The organism is Pseudomonas sp. SMN5, from assembly GCF_052041925.1.
Classification (GTDB): Bacteria; Pseudomonadota; Gammaproteobacteria; order Pseudomonadales; family Pseudomonadaceae; genus Aquipseudomonas.
In genome coordinates, this window is sequence record NZ_JBKGGX010000001.1 from 96,629 (window position 1) to 113,175 (window position 16,547).

Annotated in this window: 17 protein-coding genes and 2 pseudogenes; all 19 read left to right on the plus strand. The window is 55.9% G+C overall.

Annotated elements, in window-relative coordinates:
* Positions 1–176: 176 nt before the first annotated feature.
* Positions 177–1,286, plus strand: a pseudogene (locus ACLEJR_RS00420) (PDC sensor domain-containing protein); the annotation flags it as partial.
* A 102-nt stretch (positions 1,287–1,388) separates the two neighbouring features.
* The gene (locus ACLEJR_RS00425) at positions 1,389–2,144 is read left to right on the plus strand and encodes a methyl-accepting chemotaxis protein (RefSeq protein ID WP_369811666.1); all 756 of its coding nucleotides are present in this window, start codon (positions 1,389–1,391) and stop codon (positions 2,142–2,144) included.
* A 171-nt stretch (positions 2,145–2,315) separates the two neighbouring features.
* Complete coding sequence (locus ACLEJR_RS00430) at positions 2,316–3,272, plus strand: AraC family transcriptional regulator (protein ID WP_047739008.1); 957 nt, start codon at positions 2,316–2,318, stop codon at positions 3,270–3,272.
* Between the two features lie 148 nt (positions 3,273–3,420).
* A complete protein-coding gene (benA, locus tag ACLEJR_RS00435; RefSeq protein WP_047739591.1) occupies positions 3,421–4,779 on the plus strand; it encodes a benzoate 1,2-dioxygenase large subunit in 1,359 nt (452 codons plus the stop codon).
* Positions 4,776–5,261 (plus strand): benzoate 1,2-dioxygenase small subunit, encoded by a 486-nt coding sequence (gene benB, locus ACLEJR_RS00440; RefSeq protein ID WP_047739007.1) that lies wholly within the window; start codon positions 4,776–4,778, stop codon positions 5,259–5,261. The genes benA and benB overlap by 4 nt, the downstream gene beginning before the upstream one ends.
* Positions 5,262–5,326: 65 nt before the next feature.
* A complete protein-coding gene (benC, locus tag ACLEJR_RS00445; protein WP_047739006.1) occupies positions 5,327–6,340 on the plus strand; it encodes a benzoate 1,2-dioxygenase electron transfer component BenC in 1,014 nt (337 codons plus the stop codon).
* 32 nt (positions 6,341–6,372) lie between these two features.
* The gene (locus tag ACLEJR_RS00450) at positions 6,373–7,134 is read left to right on the plus strand and encodes a 1,6-dihydroxycyclohexa-2,4-diene-1-carboxylate dehydrogenase (protein WP_047739005.1); all 762 of its coding nucleotides are present in this window, start codon (positions 6,373–6,375) and stop codon (positions 7,132–7,134) included.
* An 80-nt stretch (positions 7,135–7,214) separates the two neighbouring features.
* Positions 7,215–8,555: an MFS transporter gene (locus ACLEJR_RS00455; protein ID WP_047739004.1), complete on the plus strand. Its 1,341-nt coding sequence runs from the start codon at positions 7,215–7,217 to the stop codon at positions 8,553–8,555.
* 64 nt (positions 8,556–8,619) lie between these two features.
* Complete coding sequence (locus ACLEJR_RS00460) at positions 8,620–9,741, plus strand: muconate cycloisomerase family protein (RefSeq protein WP_047739003.1); 1,122 nt, start codon at positions 8,620–8,622, stop codon at positions 9,739–9,741.
* Positions 9,742–9,767: 26 nt separating this feature from the next.
* On the plus strand, positions 9,768–10,058 hold the full coding sequence (gene catC, locus ACLEJR_RS00465; RefSeq protein WP_047739002.1) for a muconolactone Delta-isomerase: 291 nt from the start codon (positions 9,768–9,770) through the stop codon (positions 10,056–10,058).
* A 54-nt stretch (positions 10,059–10,112) separates the two neighbouring features.
* Complete coding sequence (gene catA / locus ACLEJR_RS00470) at positions 10,113–11,039, plus strand: catechol 1,2-dioxygenase (protein ID WP_047739001.1); 927 nt, start codon at positions 10,113–10,115, stop codon at positions 11,037–11,039.
* An 81-nt stretch (positions 11,040–11,120) separates the two neighbouring features.
* A complete protein-coding gene (locus ACLEJR_RS00475) occupies positions 11,121–12,320 on the plus strand; it encodes a benzoate/H(+) symporter BenE family transporter (protein WP_047739000.1) in 1,200 nt (399 codons plus the stop codon).
* Between the two features lie 67 nt (positions 12,321–12,387).
* A complete protein-coding gene (locus ACLEJR_RS00480; protein WP_047738999.1) occupies positions 12,388–13,143 on the plus strand; it encodes a heme ABC transporter permease in 756 nt (251 codons plus the stop codon).
* Positions 13,140–13,316, plus strand: coding sequence for a heme exporter protein CcmD (ccmD, locus tag ACLEJR_RS00485; protein WP_047738998.1), 177 nt, complete (start codon positions 13,140–13,142; stop codon positions 13,314–13,316). The genes ACLEJR_RS00480 and ccmD overlap by 4 nt, the downstream gene beginning before the upstream one ends.
* Positions 13,313–13,768 carry a cytochrome c maturation protein CcmE gene (ccmE, locus tag ACLEJR_RS00490; RefSeq protein ID WP_047738997.1) on the plus strand — a complete coding sequence of 152 codons (456 nt, stop codon included), beginning with the start codon at positions 13,313–13,315 and terminating at the stop codon, positions 13,766–13,768. The genes ccmD and ccmE overlap by 4 nt, the downstream gene beginning before the upstream one ends.
* 10 nt (positions 13,769–13,778) lie before the next feature.
* Positions 13,779–14,551 (plus strand): annotated as a pseudogene (gene hisN, locus ACLEJR_RS00495) (histidinol-phosphatase).
* A 122-nt stretch (positions 14,552–14,673) separates the two neighbouring features.
* On the plus strand, positions 14,674–15,255 hold the full coding sequence (locus ACLEJR_RS00500) for a TetR/AcrR family transcriptional regulator (protein ID WP_047738996.1): 582 nt from the start codon (positions 14,674–14,676) through the stop codon (positions 15,253–15,255).
* A gap of 66 nt (positions 15,256–15,321) precedes the next feature.
* Positions 15,322–16,089 carry an MBL fold metallo-hydrolase gene (locus tag ACLEJR_RS00505; RefSeq protein WP_047738995.1) on the plus strand — a complete coding sequence of 256 codons (768 nt, stop codon included), beginning with the start codon at positions 15,322–15,324 and terminating at the stop codon, positions 16,087–16,089.
* A 40-nt stretch (positions 16,090–16,129) separates the two neighbouring features.
* Complete coding sequence (locus ACLEJR_RS00510) at positions 16,130–16,546, plus strand: ester cyclase (protein ID WP_047738994.1); 417 nt, start codon at positions 16,130–16,132, stop codon at positions 16,544–16,546.
* The last annotated feature ends 1 nt before the right edge of the window (position 16,547 follow it).

A 16,547-nucleotide genomic window follows, 5' to 3' on the forward strand; every position in this document is an offset into this window, starting at 1 on the left:
TATCTATGCGTTTTGCGCGTGTCTCCATCAAGTGGAAAATCACACTATTGGCGGGATTTTGCCTGCTGTGTACCGTCGTATTGTTGGTGGGTACGTCCCTGTATCGCATGGACACCAGTCTGGCATTGGTCAAATCAGCCAACTCACAGATGCTTGAGGCGGCAGCCCGTGCACGCATGGAGGCTAGCGGAAAGCAGCAGGTTGAGACCACTCAGCGCTTTTTTTCGGACATCTATAATTACGGTAACCAGTTCACTCGACAAGTCCAACAACTTCGAGAGCAAGCAACCAAGCATGGAGCTGATCCCCGGGAGCTGCGCAAGGACCTAAATCAACTGGTACACGACGGCCTTAAAGCCAATCCTTCGCTATTGAGTTTGTACGTGGTATTTGCGCCTGATGCACTGGACGGCCAGGATGGGCGCTTTTCGGATGAATCTACCGTGGGCAGTAATGAAAAAGGTCGATTTGCCTCTTACTGGAGTCAAAAGGATCCGACAGACAGTTACATGGCAGTGCCTGAGAAAATCATCGCCGATACCACCCCTATGTTGGACGGTACTCCGTTCAACACCTGGTATAGCTGCCCACAGCAAACCCTCAGGCCTTGCGTGCTCAATCCTTATTTTGACGACACGTCTGGCCAGCCTTTACTGATGACAACTCTTGCTTTTCCATTGATCGAAAACGGCAAAGTCATTGCGGTCATCGGCGCGGATATCAGCTTGAGTCGATTGCAGCAGCTAAGTCTGGATGGCAGCCTGCAACTTTATGAGGGTAGGGGGACATTGCGAATCGTCAGTTCCGCTGGGTTGGTTGCGGGCGATAGCCATAATCCAGGTTCACTCGGTCGTACACTCGAAAGCGTTCAGAAGGATGGTGCTGACCTACTGGCGCTGTTGAGCGCAGGTAAGTCTCAGTCCTTGGATACGCTTACGAGCCTGCGCATTTTGGAGCCGCTGAAGGTGATCCCTGAGGGGAAACCTTGGGGATTGGTTTTAGAGGTTCCGCGAGCAATCTTGCTGGAACCGGCGCTTGCGCTGCATCAGGAACTTGATGAGCGAAGCCTGTCCGGTGCGCTATGGGAAACAGGGCTTGCGGGAGGCGTGGCGCTGTTAGGTCTGATTGTGCTGTGGTTGACTGCTCGCGGCGTCAGCATGCCAATCCTCAGCGTGGCCAACATGCTTCGGGATATCGCCAGCGGTGAGGGTGATCTCACCAAACGTTTGGATTATCAAGGCAACGATGAACTGGGTCAGTTAGCAGGTTGGTTTAATCGCTTCCTAGACAAACTCCACCCGATAATCCGAGACGTCAAGGCGTCGGTACATGACGCCCGCACAACTGCTGATCAGTCAGCGACACTGTCCGAGCAAACCAGTACAGGGATGGAGCACCAGTTCAGGGAAATCGAACAGGTGGCCACAGCGTCGCAGGAAATGAGTGCAACGGCCCATGATGTGGCCAATAGCGCGGCCCAGGCTGCGCAAGCGGCTCGTGGTGCGGAGCAGGCGACCTCGGATGGCCTGGCGGTGATACAACAAACTACGCATTTGATTGATGGCTTGGCCAAAGACATGAGTCTTGCGGTAAGAGAGGTCGAAGGCTTGGCAGCCAGCAGCGGCAAGATTGGTTCGGTGCTGGATGTCATACGAGCGATCGCCGAGCAAACCAATCTGTTGGCGCTGAACGCGGCCATCGAGGCCGCGCGGGCGGGTGATGCTGGTCGTGGATTCGCGGTTGTGGCCGACGAAGTGAGAGGGTTGGCAAAGCGAACCCAGGACTCAGTCGAAGAGGTCCGTCTGGTGATCGAGACGTTGCAGCGCGGTACGAGTGAGGTGGTCAACGCGATGAACAATAGTCACCATCAGGCCCAGGGGAGTGCAGGGCAGGTTATGCAAGCTGTGACGGCACTGCAGCGTATAAGCGGCGCAGTTTCGATCATCAATGACATGAACCTGCAGATCGCCAGCGCAGCCGAGGAGCAGAGTGCGGTTGCGGAGGAGGTGAATCGAAATGTGGCATCGATTCGCGATGTTACCGAGTCGCTGTCTGATCAATCTAAGAGATCCGCTCAGATCAGTCAGTCCTTGAACCATCTGGCCAATCATCAGCAGCAGTTGATGGCACAGTTCAAAGTCTGATGATCAAGTGCGTGTACACTCGGATTGCGGGATGCTTGATCGTCAGTCCAAAGGGGGCGTGTGATTGCCGACGCGCCGTCAAGCCTGGAGACATTTACATCACGCCAGGCGCAGGTTTCACTTCGGGTGGGCGTAATGACTCTAATAATTGCAACTTCGAGTGCCGGTGCGATGGATAGCCATCTGCTCAGTGAGCGCAGTAGCATTTTTCGGGATGCGGATCCTTACGCGGTGTCCGACTACGTGAACTTGCACGTTGGATCCCATCGCATCGGTCTCTCTCGAACCACCCACCCCCAGGCCAGCCTGAACCATCGAAAATTCGCCGGTCTCGATCTGTGCCGCATCAGCTACGGCGGAAGCGTGCGTGTCACGTCGCCTGCGCTGGAAAGCGTCTACCACCTTCAGGTGTTGCTTAGCGGCAATTGTTTGTGGCGAGGCTATAAGCATGAACACTACCTGCTCCCGGGCGAATTGCTGCTGATCAATCCAGACGATCCTGTCGACCTGACGTACTCCCAGGACTGCGAGAAATTCATTGTTAAGTTGCCCGTTCAGTTGCTTGAATCGATATGTGATGAGCTGCGATGGTTGCGGCCCGCGACGGGCATACGTTTTCTGCGTAACCACTATCAGCTGGATGAGTTGGAAGGGTTTCTTGGCTTACTGGCGATGATTTGCCAGGAGTCCGAGGCCAGTACTCCGATCATGCGGGTACAAGAGCATTACGCCCAGATAATTGGCAGCAAGCTGCTGTCGCTCATGACGACCAACGTCAGCCGCGAAGGCGCAGGATCACAATCGGCCAGCTTCGATCGCATTCTCGATTACATAGACCGAAATCTGAAACAGGACTTGAACGCCGAGCACTTGGCACAACAGGTCAGTATGAGCACCAGGTCCTTGTACGTGCTGTTCGAGCGCCACTTGGGTATCACACCCTTGCAGTACATTCGCCAGCGCAAATTGGAACGCATTCAAGCTTGCCTGAGCGACCCGAGTTGCCCGGTCCGTAGCCTGACTGAAGTGGCGCTGGACTACGGCTTTCTTCACTTGGGCCGCTTCTCTGAGCTTTACCGTTCGCAGTTCGGCGAGCTTCCTTCGCAAACCCTCAAATCACGCGTCTGAACGCGCCATCCTGGCGCGCCGGTGCCGCTGATCGATCCTGCGTGACGGCTGCGCAAAATGGATAGCGATCTGCGGAAATCGGATATTTCCTCCTGAATTGTCTGCCTAATCTGACCGGGCCTGAACAATAACAATGGAGGCCCTGGCCATGTCCCTGGGAAACGATTACCTGAATGCCCTGCTTGAAGAAGACAAGGAGAAGGGCATCTACCGTTGCAAACGGGAGATGTTCACCGATCCACGTCTGTTCGAACTGGAGATGACGCACATCTTCGAAGGCAACTGGATTTACCTTGCCCACGAAAGCCAGCTTCCCAACAACAACGACTTCTTGACCACCACCATGGGGCGCCAGCCGATTTTCATCGCGCGCAACAAGGACGGTGTGCTCAATGCCTTTCTCAACGCCTGTAGCCACCGCGGCGCCATGCTCTGCCGACACAAGTCCGGCAATCGTTCCAGCTACACCTGCCCATTTCACGGCTGGACGTTCAACAACAGCGGCAAACTGCTCAAGGTCAAGGATCCGAGCGAGGCCGGATACCCCGAAAGCTTCAATTGCGAGGGTTCCCATGACCTCACAAAAGTTGCTCGTTTCGAGTCCTATCGTGGCTTCCTGTTTGGCAGCCTCAATGCCGACGTAAAACCTTTGGCGGAGCATCTGGGCGAATCATCGAAAATCATCGACATGATCGTGGACCAATCGCCGGAAGGGTTGGAGGTGCTGCGCGGATCCAGTTCCTATATCTACGAAGGCAACTGGAAGCTGACCGCCGAAAACGGCGCCGACGGCTACCACGTGAGCTCTGTGCACTGGAACTACGCAGCCACGCAGAACCAGCGCAAGCAACGTGAGTCGGGCGAAGAAATCAAAACCATGAGTGCCGGTAGCTGGGCAAAAAACGGCGGTGGTTTCTACTCCTTTGACCACGGCCATTTGTTGCTCTGGACGCGTTGGGCCAACCCCGAGGATCGACCTGCATACGAGCGTCGTGATGAGTTGGCACGTGACTTCGGACAGGCCCGGGCCGATTGGATGATCGAAAACTCCCGCAACCTCTGTCTGTACCCGAACGTGTATTTGATGGACCAGTTCAGTTCGCAGATTCGCATCGCTCGGCCCATCTCGGTCGATAAGACTGAAATCACCATTTACTGCATCGCCCCCAAAGGCGAAAGCGCCGAGGCGCGCGCCAAGCGCATACGCCAATACGAAGACTTCTTCAACGTCAGCGGTATGGCCACGCCGGATGATTTGGAAGAGTTCCGCTCCTGCCAAACTGGCTACGGTGCTGGGCGTGGATGGAACGACATGTCCCGTGGTGCAGAACATTGGGTCGAGGGCGCAGACACTGCCGCACAGGAAATCGGCCTCAAGCCGCTGCTCTCCGGCAAGCGCACTGAAGACGAGGGCCTGTTTGTCCTGCAACACAAATATTGGCAAGAAACCATGCTCAAGGCCGCATCCGCCGAGCAGCCATTGATTCCGGTGGAGGCCGTGCAATGAGTACTTATGACGTTGTGCGTGACTTTCTCTATCGCGAAGCTCGCTACCTGGACGATGCCCAATGGGATCAATGGCTGGAGCTGTACGCCGTTGATGCCACGTTCTGGATGCCGGCCTGGGACGACAATGACACGCTGACCGAAGATCCGCAAAGTGAAATATCGCTGATCTGGTACGGCAACCGTGGCGGTCTGGAAGATCGTGTGTTTCGCATCAAGACCGAGCGCTCCAGTGCGTCCACTCCGGACACGCGTACCTCTCACAACCTGAGCAATATTGAAATTGTCGAGCAGACCGAAGGCCAGTGCCTGGTGCGTTTTAACTGGCACACCCTGAGCTTTCGCTACCAGGTAACGGACAGCTTTTTCGGCAGCAGTTTCTACACCCTCGACCTGCGCGGCGACCAGCCGCTTATCAAGGCGAAGAAAGTCGTGCTGAAAAACGATTACGTCCGCCAAGTCATCGACATTTATCACATCTGATCAGGCTGCGGCGAGCGCTGTCGACGCATCCAAGTGTCGGCTCGACGCTGTGAGTGAGGTGCAACATGAGTTTCCAGATCGCATTAAATTTCGAAGACGGGATCACCCGCTTCATTGAGGCCCAGGGGCACGAAACCGTCGCTGATGCGGCGTATCGCCAAGGCATCAACATCCCGCTGGACTGCCGTGACGGCGCGTGCGGCACCTGCAAATGTTTCGCCGAGGCCGGGCGTTACGACATGGGTGACAACTTCATCGAAGATGCCCTGAGCGAAGACGAGCTTACCCAAGGTTACGTGCTGACGTGCCAGATGCGCGCTCAGAGCGATTGCGTCGTGCGGGTGCCCGCAGCTTCGCAAGTCTGCAAGATCGAACAGGCGAGTTTCCAGGCATCAATCAGCGATGTGCGACAACTGTCTCAAAGCACCATCGCGCTATCGATCAAGGGCGATGGCCTAAACAAGCTGGCGTTCCTGCCGGGCCAATACGTCAACTTGCAAGTACCCGGTAGCGAACAGACACGCGCCTATTCTTTCAGCTCGTTGCAGAAAGACGGTGAGGTCAGCTTCTTGATCCGTAACGTACCGGGCGGCCTGATGAGCAGTTTCCTGACCGGCCTGGCCAAGGCCGGCGATAGCATGAACCTGGCCGGCCCCTTGGGTAGTTTCTACCTGCGTGAAATCAAGCGACCACTGCTGCTGCTCGCTGGCGGCACCGGGCTGGCGCCATTCACAGCCATGCTAGAAAAAATCGCGGAGCAGGGCAGTGAGCATCCGGTGCACTTGATCTATGGCGTCACCAATGATTTCGATTTGGTCGAGTTGGATCGGTTGGAAGCTTTCGCCGCGAGCATCCCCAACTTCAGTTTTCGCGCCTGTGTGGCCAATCCGGAAAGTACTTATCCGTTCAAGGGCTATGTCACTCAGCACATCGAGCCCTGTCATCTCAACGGGGGCGAGGTAGACGTTTATTTGTGCGGCCCGCCACCGATGGTCGAAGCGGTCAACCATTACATCCGCGAGCAAGGGATTAACCCTGCCAATTTCTATTTCGAAAAGTTCGCGCCTGCCGCGGCCTGAATCGTTACGCAAAGACTCCGTTCGAGGTTGTCATGAAAAACAGATTCGAAAACAAGGTTGCCTTGGTAACCGGCGCGGCTCAAGGCATTGGTCGAAGCGTGTGTGAGCAATTGCGGGCCGAGGGCGCGCGGGTTGTTGCGGTTGATCGATCGGAGCTGGTGCATGAGCTCAAACAAGACGACGTATTGACCCTCGTCGCCGATCTGGAAATGCACACCGAATGCATGTCGGTGATGGCAGCCGCCGTCGAGGCTTTCGACAGCCTGCACATATTGATCAACAACGTGGGCGGGACTATCTGGACCAAACCGTTCGAGCGTTACGAGGCCGCGCAAATCGAGTCGGAAGTGCGTCGCTCGTTGTTTCCGACCCTCTGGTGCTGTCACGCGGCGTTGCCCTACATGCTCGAACAAGGGCACGGCGTGATCGTCAACGTCTCGTCAATCGCGACCCGGGGCGTCAACCGTGTTCCTTATGGCGCAGCCAAAGGTGGCGTTAACGCCTTGACCGCCTGCTTGGCGTTCGAGAATGCCGAACGTGGTATCCGGGTCAATGCGATCGCGACCGGGGGCACCGAGGCGCCACCGCGGCGTATCCCCCGCAACACCGCGCAGCCAACCGAAGAAGAGAAGGTTTGGTATCAGCAAATCGTCGACCAGACGATTCAAAGCAGTTTGATGAAGCGCTACGGAACGATCGACGAACAGGTCGCCACGATCCTGTTCCTGGCCTCGGATGACGCGTCCTATATCACCGGCGTAACGCTGCCAGTCAGTGGCGGTGACCTCGGCTGACCAGGAAAACCTGTCGCATCAGGCGCGACAGATTGCATCGCCGATGTGGTTCCCAAAATAAAAACAAGAGTAACGACGCCATGCGAGTAATTGACGTTAATCAGTTCATCGACAATGCACGCTTCAGCCGATTCCATTGGGGAGTGGTAACGCTTTGCGCGCTGCTCTTGATATTTGACGGATACGACCTGTTCATCTTCGGCGTTGTGCTGCCGGCCATTATGCGCGAGTGGCAACTCACGCCGATCCAGGCCGGCGCACTGGGCAGTTATGCACTGTTCGGCATGATGTTCGGAGCGCTTGCGTTTGGGTCGCTGGCTGACAGGATCGGAAGAAAGAAAAGCATCGCAATCTGCTTCACGTTGTTTTCTTCGGCAACCCTTATCAACGGTTTTGTCAGCAATCCGACAGAGTTTGGCATTTGCCGGTTTCTTGCCGGATTGGGCTGCGGGGGGCTGATGCCTAACGCAGTCGCATTGATGAGCGAATTCGCCCCGAGACGTCTTCGCAGCACTTTGGTTGCGGTCATGTTCAGTGGCTACTCGCTGGGAGGCGTGCTTGCCGCTAGCGTGGGAATTTACATGCTTCCGCTTTTCGGGTGGCAATCCATGTTCTTCGCCGCAGCCGTGCCCCTTTTGCTGCTGCCCATGATCTTGGTTTTTTTACCCGAGTCGATCGGTTTCCTGATTCGGGCCGGGAGGGAAGGGCAGGCGCGGCGCATTCTGAGCAAAGTAGACCCTGCTTCGGCTCCCAGCGATAGCGATACGTTGAGCCAGGCGGACAACAAGGGCCGCGGAGTGATTCTGCTGGCGTTGTTTCGTGAGCGGCGCGCGTCCCGCACCCTGTGTTTGTGGGTCGCATTTTTCTGCTGCTTGCTCATGGTGTATGCACTTAGCTCCTGGCTGCCCAAGCTGATGGCAAATGCCGGTTACAGCTTAGGTTCAAGCCTGACCTTTCTGTTGGCGCTGAATTTCGGTGGTATGGCCGGAGCGATCTTTGGTGGCTGGCTGGGAGACCGCTACAACCTTGGAAAAGTGACGGTGATGTTTTTCCTGACGGCCGCCGTGTCCATCAGCCTTCTGGGATTCAAAAGTTCGCCGGCATTGTTGTATCTGCTGATCAGTGTGGCCGGCGCGACAACCATCGGTACGCAAATTCTCCTGTACGCCGCCACTGCCCAGTTCTACGGCATGTCGATTCGCTCCACTGGCCTTGGATGGGCATCGGGTATCGGTCGCAATGGCGCGATCCTGGGGCCGCTGTTGGGGGGAGCACTGCTGGGCATTGGCCTGCCGCTGCCATTGAATTTCGTTGCGTTCGCGGTTCCAGGCGCCATTGCCGCGATAGCCATGGCGCTGTTCACCCTCGTCGGCAAAAGAAACGTGGCCGATTCGAGCGTTTTGATGGCCGCCAAACCGTAACCAATCTTGCCTTGTTCCTTGAGCGGAACCAGGTGTCTCTCAGTTCACGTATCGGAAGATTGTCATGAGCCCAGTACTGATCCACAGCCTGTCGGCGATCATCGTCGACCTGCCGACTATTCGTCCGCACAAGCTAGCCATGCACACGATGCAAAAGCAGACCTTGGTTATTCTGCGGCTTCAATGCAGTGACGGCATCGAAGGCATCGGCGAAGCCACCACCATCGGCGGTTTGTCCTACGGCTATGAAAGCCCGGAGAGTATCAAGGCCAATGTCGACGCTCACTTGGCGCCCGCGCTGGTAGGCATGGCAGCGGACAACATTAATGCCGCGATGCAAAAACTCGACAAGATTGCCAAGGGCAATACTTTTGCCAAGTCCGGCATCGAAAGCGCGCTACTCGATGCCCAGGGCAAACGCGTTGGAATGGCCGTCTGCGAGCTGCTTGGCGGTCGGGTACGCGACAGCCTGGAAGTCGCCTGGACGCTTGCCAGCGGCGATACCGCCCGGGACATTGCCGAGGCCGAGCAAATGTTGGAGCTGCGCCGTCATCGCATCTTCAAATTGAAGATCGGCGCCAATCCTCTGGAGCAGGATCTCAAGCATGTCGTTGCGATCAAAAAGGCCCTTGGCGATCGTGCCAGTGTGAGGGTCGACGTCAACCAGTATTGGGACGAGTCCCAGGCAATACGTGGCTGCCAGGTGCTTGGCGAGAACGGCATTGATCTGATCGAGCAACCCATCTCGCGGGTTAATCGATCAGGCCAGGTTCGGCTGAACCAGCGAAGCCCGGCACCCATCATGGCCGATGAGTCCATTGAAAGCGTCGAAGACGCGTTCAGCCTGGCGGCGGATGGCGCAGCCAGCGTCTTCGCGCTAAAAATCGCAAAAAATGGCGGCCCTCGCGCTGTGCTGCGTACGGCACAGATTGCCGAAGCGGCCGGCATCGCGCTGTACGGGGGGACGATGCTGGAAGGTGCAATCGGCACCCTGGCTTCGGCTCATGCATTCGTCACGCTCAAGCATCTGACCTGGGACACCGAGTTGTTTGGTCCGCTGTTATTGACCGAAGACATCGTGGTCGAGCGACCACAGTATCGTGATTTCCAGCTTCTTGTTCCATCCACGCCAGGTCTGGGATTGGCATTGGATGAAGATCGCCTGGCTCATTTTCGCCGTTCCTGAATCCGCAACCCTATAAGGAGAGCACCATGCTATTCCACGTCAAGATGACCGTGAACCTCCCACTCGATATGGATGCGAGCAGGGCAGCGCAACTCAAAGCCGACGAAAAAGAACTGGCCCAGCGACTGCAGCGCGAGGGTACTTGGCGCCACCTCTGGCGCATCGCGGGTCACTACGCCAACTACAGCGTGTTCGATGCACCTAGCGTCGAGGCGCTGCACGACACCCTCATGCAGCTGCCGCTTTTTCCCTACATGAGCATCGAGATCAACGGGCTGTGTCGCCACCCTTCGTCCATCCATGCGGATGACCGTTGAGATTCCTGCAATTGCTATTCGATCACTCTAAAAAAACAAGATGAGGTGAACACCATGACCGTGAAGATTTCGCAAACCGCCGAGATTCAGAAGTTCTTCGAGGATGCTGCTGGGTTGAAAAATGCGGCGGGCAGCGCGCGCCTCAAAAGCATCATCCTACGAGTGTTGAACGATACCGCGCGGATAATCGAAGACCTTGAAATCAGCGAGGATGAGTTCTGGAAAGCGGTGGACTATATCAACCGTTTGGGCGGGCGCAGTGAGGCCGGGTTGCTGGTCGCAGGCCTAGGTATTGAGCACTTCCTGGATTTGCTGCAAGACGCCAAGGATGCGCAGGTAGGGTTGACGGGCGGTACGCCACGTACCATCGAGGGCCCCCTTTACGTTGCTGGTGCCCCCATAAGCGAAGGCGAAGTCCGTATGGACGACGGCAACGAGGAGGGGCCAGCTACCGTGATGTTCCTTGAAGGCCAAGTGTTTGATACACAGGGTCATCCACTGGCGGGCGCCACGGTAGATTTGTGGCACGCCAATACCAAGGGCACGTATTCATTTTTCGATAAGAGCCAGTCTGAGTACAACTTGCGTCGTCGCATCATTACAGATGCGCAGGGGCGCTACCGTGCGCGCAGTATCGTGCCCTCCGGCTATGGTTGCGATCCGCAGGGCCCTACCCAGGAATGCCTGGACGGGCTCGGTCGCCACGGCCAGCGACCGGCGCATGTTCACTTCTTCATTTCGGCTCCAGGACACAGGCATCTGACTACTCAGATCAATCTTTCAGGAGATAAGTACCTTTGGGATGACTTTGCATACGCCACCCGCGATGGATTGGTTGGAGAGGTGGAGTTCAAGGAGGATGGCGCACGGGGTGTTTCGGGGCGCTACGCTGAACTCAAGTTTAACTTCCAGCTGCAACACGCTGTTGATCCAACTGCAGAGCAGCGCAGTCAGCGCCCCCGAGCCCTCCAGAATGCATGATTAATTCACCAGAACGGGGCCAGCGGGACGGCCCCCGTTCTGATGAGTCGTTCCTTGTTGCGTCGATAAATTGCGAATGCCATGAAAAGTGTGCTCAGAGATGCTTCGCCATCAGCTCTGGTGGCAGGGATCATTGCAACGTTGATTTCTTATGCCGGCCCGCTTGTGTTGGTTTTTCATGCCGCACAGAGTGCGTCCCTTTCACAGGAAGTTCTTTCATCCTGGATATGGGCGATCTCGATTGGCAGTGCGGTAATTGGGGCTTCGCTCAGCCTGTATTATCGGGTGCCGGTCGTGATTGCGTGGTCCATCCCCGGTTCGGCGCTGCTCGTTACGGCGCTTCCGCAAATGAGCATCAATCAAGCGGTGGGTGCGTTTATAGTCGCTAATGTCATCCTACTGCTGATTGGCGTTAGCGGTGCTTTCGATCGAATCATCGCTCGCTTGCCGGGCTCGATCGCGGCGGGCATGCAAGCCGGCATTCTCTTTTCGTTCGGCATCGAGGTATTTCGGGTGCTACCGGAGCAGCCAGCCTTGGTCTCGTCGATGTTTATTGCGTACATCCTAATGCGTAGAGTCTGGCCACGTTATGCCGTGTTGGCCGTTTTGCTGGTCGGTGGCGCCGTCACGATGTTTGGCGGGCACTTGCGAACCGAAGTGTTAGTGTTTGACCTAGCCACTCCTCAATGGATCGCTCCTCAGTTTTCTTTAACGGTCATTTTGAATTTGGCGTTGCCGTTGGTTGTGGTGTCGCTGACGGGCCAGTTCATGCCAGGCATGGCAGTTTTGCGCAACGCAGGGTTCAACACGCCTGCCAGTCCCATTATCAGTGTCAGTGCTATCGGCGCGATGCTGTTGGCGCCCTTTGCTTGCCATGGTCTGAACCTCGCGGCAGTTACAGCAAGCCTTTGTACCGGCCTCGAGGCCCATGAGGATCCGCGGCGGCGCTATGTCGCTGCTCTTTCCGGGAGTGCCACCTATCTGCTGTTTGGTATAGCAGGTGCCACGCTGGTTTCCTTGTTCGCGGCGTTTCCTAGAGCGTTGATCGCAGCACTTGCAGGCTTGGCGTTGTATGGCGCGATCGGCGATGCATTGGTGCGCAGCCTGGGTGAGACAAAAGAGCACGACGCAGGACTTTTCACTTTTCTCGTTACAGCTTCTGGGGTCTCTTTTTGTGGATTCTCCGCCCCTTTTTGGGGGTTGATTTTTGGTTTGACCGTTCATTTTCTGAAGCGTCCAGAATGTAAAACACTCTTGGTTAAAGGGAACACGAACAGCTAGCGAGGCCTGCTCCATGGGCAGATTCGGCGGTCGCAAATCCTGGGCCGCAACCGTGATGGAAACAGCAATGAACTGGACCTGGTTTCATAAGCTCGGCTCACCCAAGTGGTTCTACGGCATCAGCGGCAGACTGTTGCCCTGGTTGAGCCTCTTCGCACTGCTGCTGATTGGCGTCGGCGTGGTCTGGGGCCTGGCCTTCGCCCCACCGGATTACCAGCAAGGCAACAGCTTCCGCATCATCTACATCCACGTTCCCACCGCGATGCTGGCCCAGTCCATCTACGTGATGCTGGCGGTGTGTGGCGTGGTCGGGCTGGTGTGGAAAATGAAACTGGCCGACGTGGCCCTGCAATGCGCCGCGCCCATCGGCGCCTGGATGGCCGCCGTGGCGCTGGTCACCGGGGCCATCTGGGGCAAGCCGACCTGGGGTTCGTGGTGGGTCTGGGATGCCCGACTGACGTCGATGCTGATCCTGCTGTTCCTGTACTTCGGTCTCATTGCGCTGGGCAACGCCATCAGCAATCGTGACAGTGCCGCCAATGCCTGCGCGGTGCTGGCCATTGTCGGGGTGATCAACATCCCGATCATCAAGTACTCGGTTGAATGGTGGAACACCCTGCACCAGGGCGCGACCTTCACCATCACCGAAAAACCGGCAATGCCCGTGGAGATGTGGCTACCGCTGCTGCTCACGGCGCTGGGTTTCTACTGTTTCTTCGGCGCGGTGCTGCTGCTGCGCATGCGCCTGGAAGTGCTCAAGCGCGAGGCCCGCGCCAGTTGGGTGAAGGCCGAAGTGCAGAGCAGCCTGGAGAGCGCTCGATGAGTTTCGCTTCATTCGGCGAGTTCCTCGCCATGGGCCATCATGGCCTGTATGTCTGGTCAGCCTATGGCATCTGCCTGGCCGTGCTGGTCCTCAACGTGGCGGTGCCGGTCCTGGCCCGCAGGCGGTATCTGCAACAGGAGGCGCGTCGTCTGCGCCGGGAGAACGGTCAGTGAATCCGCTGCGCAAAAAACGTCTTGTCATCATTCTTGCGATCCTGGTGGGCGTGGGCGCCGCGGTCGGCCTGGCCCTGAGTGCCCTGCAACAGAACATCAACCTGTTCTACACCCCGACCCAGATCGCCAACGGCGAAGCACCGAAGGACACGCGCATCCGTGCCGGCGGCATGGTGGAGAAAGGTTCGCTGGTGCGCTCCGGGGATTCCCTGGACGTGACCTTCAACGTCACCGACTTCAACAAGACCGTGACCATCACCTACCGCGGCATCCTGCCGGACCTGTTCCGCGAAGGGCAGGGCATTGTCGCCTTGGGCAAGCTAAATGCCGACGGCGTGGTGGTGGCCGACGAAGTGCTGGCCAAGCACGATGAAAAATACATGCCGCCGGAAGTGACCAAGGCCTTGAAAGACAGCGGCCAGACAGCGCCCGCGCCCGGGAAGGAGGGCTGATGTGTTGGACATGCGTTTGATTAATGAGTATCAGCATTTCGCTGAGCGTTTAGCTGATGTCTCCGCTGAGGTTATTGAGCCGTACTTTCGAAGCACGTTGGATGTAAAGCACAAAGGGGGTAGCGTCTAAGGTCCGGTAACCTTGGCTGATCGTAAAGCCGAACAAGCAATGCGTGAACTGATTCAGGATCAATACTCCACACATGGAATTTTAGGTGAGGAGGAAGGCTCGCTGCAGGGGCGCAGTGAACTGAGTTGGGTACTTGATCCTATCGATGGGACTCGATCGTTTATCACTGGCTTGCCACTATGGGGGACGCTAATAGCCCTAAACGATGGTCAGCGTCCTGTGCTCGGCGTGATGAATCAGCCATTTACTGGCGAGCGGTACGTTGGCACGCCTGAAGGCGCTTGGCTCAATGGAAACAAGTTAAAACACGTCAATGCCCGGAAATTTCCTCGGCCACGTTGATGTGCACGACATTGCAGTTGTTCGACACGGCAGTTCGTCGAGACGCTTTTCAAGCGGTAGCGGATCAGGTGAAGTTGGTTCGTTTTGGCGGAGATTGTTATGCGTACTGCATGCTCGCATCGGGATTCGTTGATGTGGTGATCGAAGCCAGTCTGCAGCCTTACGATATCCAAGCGTTGATTCCGATAGTAAAAGGCGCTGATGGAGTGATTACCACTTGGGATGGCAGCTCAGCGCAGTATGGTGGAACGATCATCGCTTGCGCAGACCGGTCACTGCATATGCGACTGAGGCTGAAACACGCCACTTGACTGATGAGCTGTCGCTTACCGACCAGTGGTTTGACGTTATTCTGGACCGATCGGTCCTTAACGGTTAGAGTAGTTCCCATACAGTCCAATCCGGCTTACGCAACGGAGCGCTCGAATCGAACATGTCCAGACCGCAGACATTCAATACGCAAGAAGCTTTACACAAGGCAATGGTTGTGTTCTGGCGCAAAGGTTATGAGGCAACTTCAATAACTGACCTTCTCGGCGCCACGGGGCTGAGCAAAAGCAGTTTGTACGCAACATTTGGCGGCAAGCGCGAGTTATTTATTATGGCGTTCGACGCCTATCGTCGTGAGCGAGCTAAAGACATGCATAGAGCCTTGCAGGACGGCCCTGCACGCCTGTCTATCGAGTCGTTCTTCCGTTCTCTTTTTGCTGACCTTAATGACCCAAGTGAATCTCATGGCTGCATGAGCATCAATCAAGCTGTAGAGATGGCGGCACATGATCTTGATGTCCGTCAGAGGGTCATGGAGGACTTTCGTCTCATTGAGGAGGCGTTGGAGAGGGCGATTGAGCGAGGGCAACAAGATGGGTCATTGGGTAGTAACCGGAATGCCCGAGAATTGGCCCGTCTGTTGGTTCTGGCTTTTCCCGGACTGCAGGTCATGGCACGTGCTGGATACACGAAACAAGATTTAGAAAGTGCGCTGCACCTGCTGCTGTCGAATTTGGATTTGTAAGAGTCGAAAACTTTATACATTTTGGACTGTTCGGTCCAAATCATAGCTTGAGTCAAGGAGAATATCGTGAAGGTCACGCAGATACGTAACGCAACGTTGATTATTGAATACGCAGGGACTCGGTTTCTGATCGACCCTTTGCTTGCAAAGAAGGGGGCATATCCAGGGTTTGAGGGGACGGCTAATAGCCATTTGTTCAACCCTACGGTGGCATTGCCGGTGTCCATGGAAGACATCTTGAACGTTGACGCCGTCATCGTGACCCATACCCACCCCGATCATTGGGACGAGGCCGCTAAAGCCCTGGTTCCCAAACAACTGCCGATTTTTGTTCAGAATGAAGAGGACCGTGAGTTGATCCTATCTCAGGGTTTCGGCGACGTTCGACTGATCAAAGGAGCGCTATTTAATGGAGTGTCGCTGGCGCAGACTCTCGGTCAACACGGCACTGATGGTGCAATGGCAGCTATGGGGGAAATTCTTGGCGAGGTGTGCGGGGTAATGTTCAGTCATCCAGACGAGAAAACTCTCTATCTCGCTGGCGACACGATCTGGAATCAATACGTCCAGGACGCCTTGCAGCAGTTTCAGCCCGAAGTCGTCATTCTAAATGCCGGAGATGCCCAGGTGATCGGGCTCGGTTCCATCATCATGGGTAAGCAGGACGTCTACGAAGTTTTTCAGGCAGCGCCTCAGGCGACGCTTATCGCTACCCATATGGAGTCTGTAAACCATGCTGTGCTGACGCGTAAAGAGCTTCGTGAGTTCTCCGTGGAGAAGGGCATGACTGATCGCTTGCTCATCCCCGAAGACGGCGAGACTTGTAGTCTCTGATTCAGCGAGCCCAAACGACCATTCAGCAAGGAGAAAGTTAATGTCGGTCGAAGCAAACAAAGAACTGGTGCGAAAATTTTATGCCGCTATTCAGCTTGAGGATTACGCGGCAGCGGCGAGTTGCTGCCATGAGAGCTTTGTTTTTTATACCCAAGTAGACACGCCTATTCCTGGAGCAGCAGGATTCATCCAGTCGGAGAAAAAAAACTTCGATGCCTTCGAAGGATTCACTTTTAAGATCGAATCACTGCTCGCCGAGGGCGATCAGGTTGCGGCTTACATGATATTCGATGGTCGGCAAACCGGAATATTTGAAGGGATTGAGCCGAAAGGGGCCCGAGTACGATTTTCGTTGATGATGCTCCTGACCGTTGCCGATGGAAAAATCATTGAAAAGCGCGCTCACTTTGACCGAATGGACATTCGTAAGCAATTGGCCGCAACAGTAGAAGCCTGAG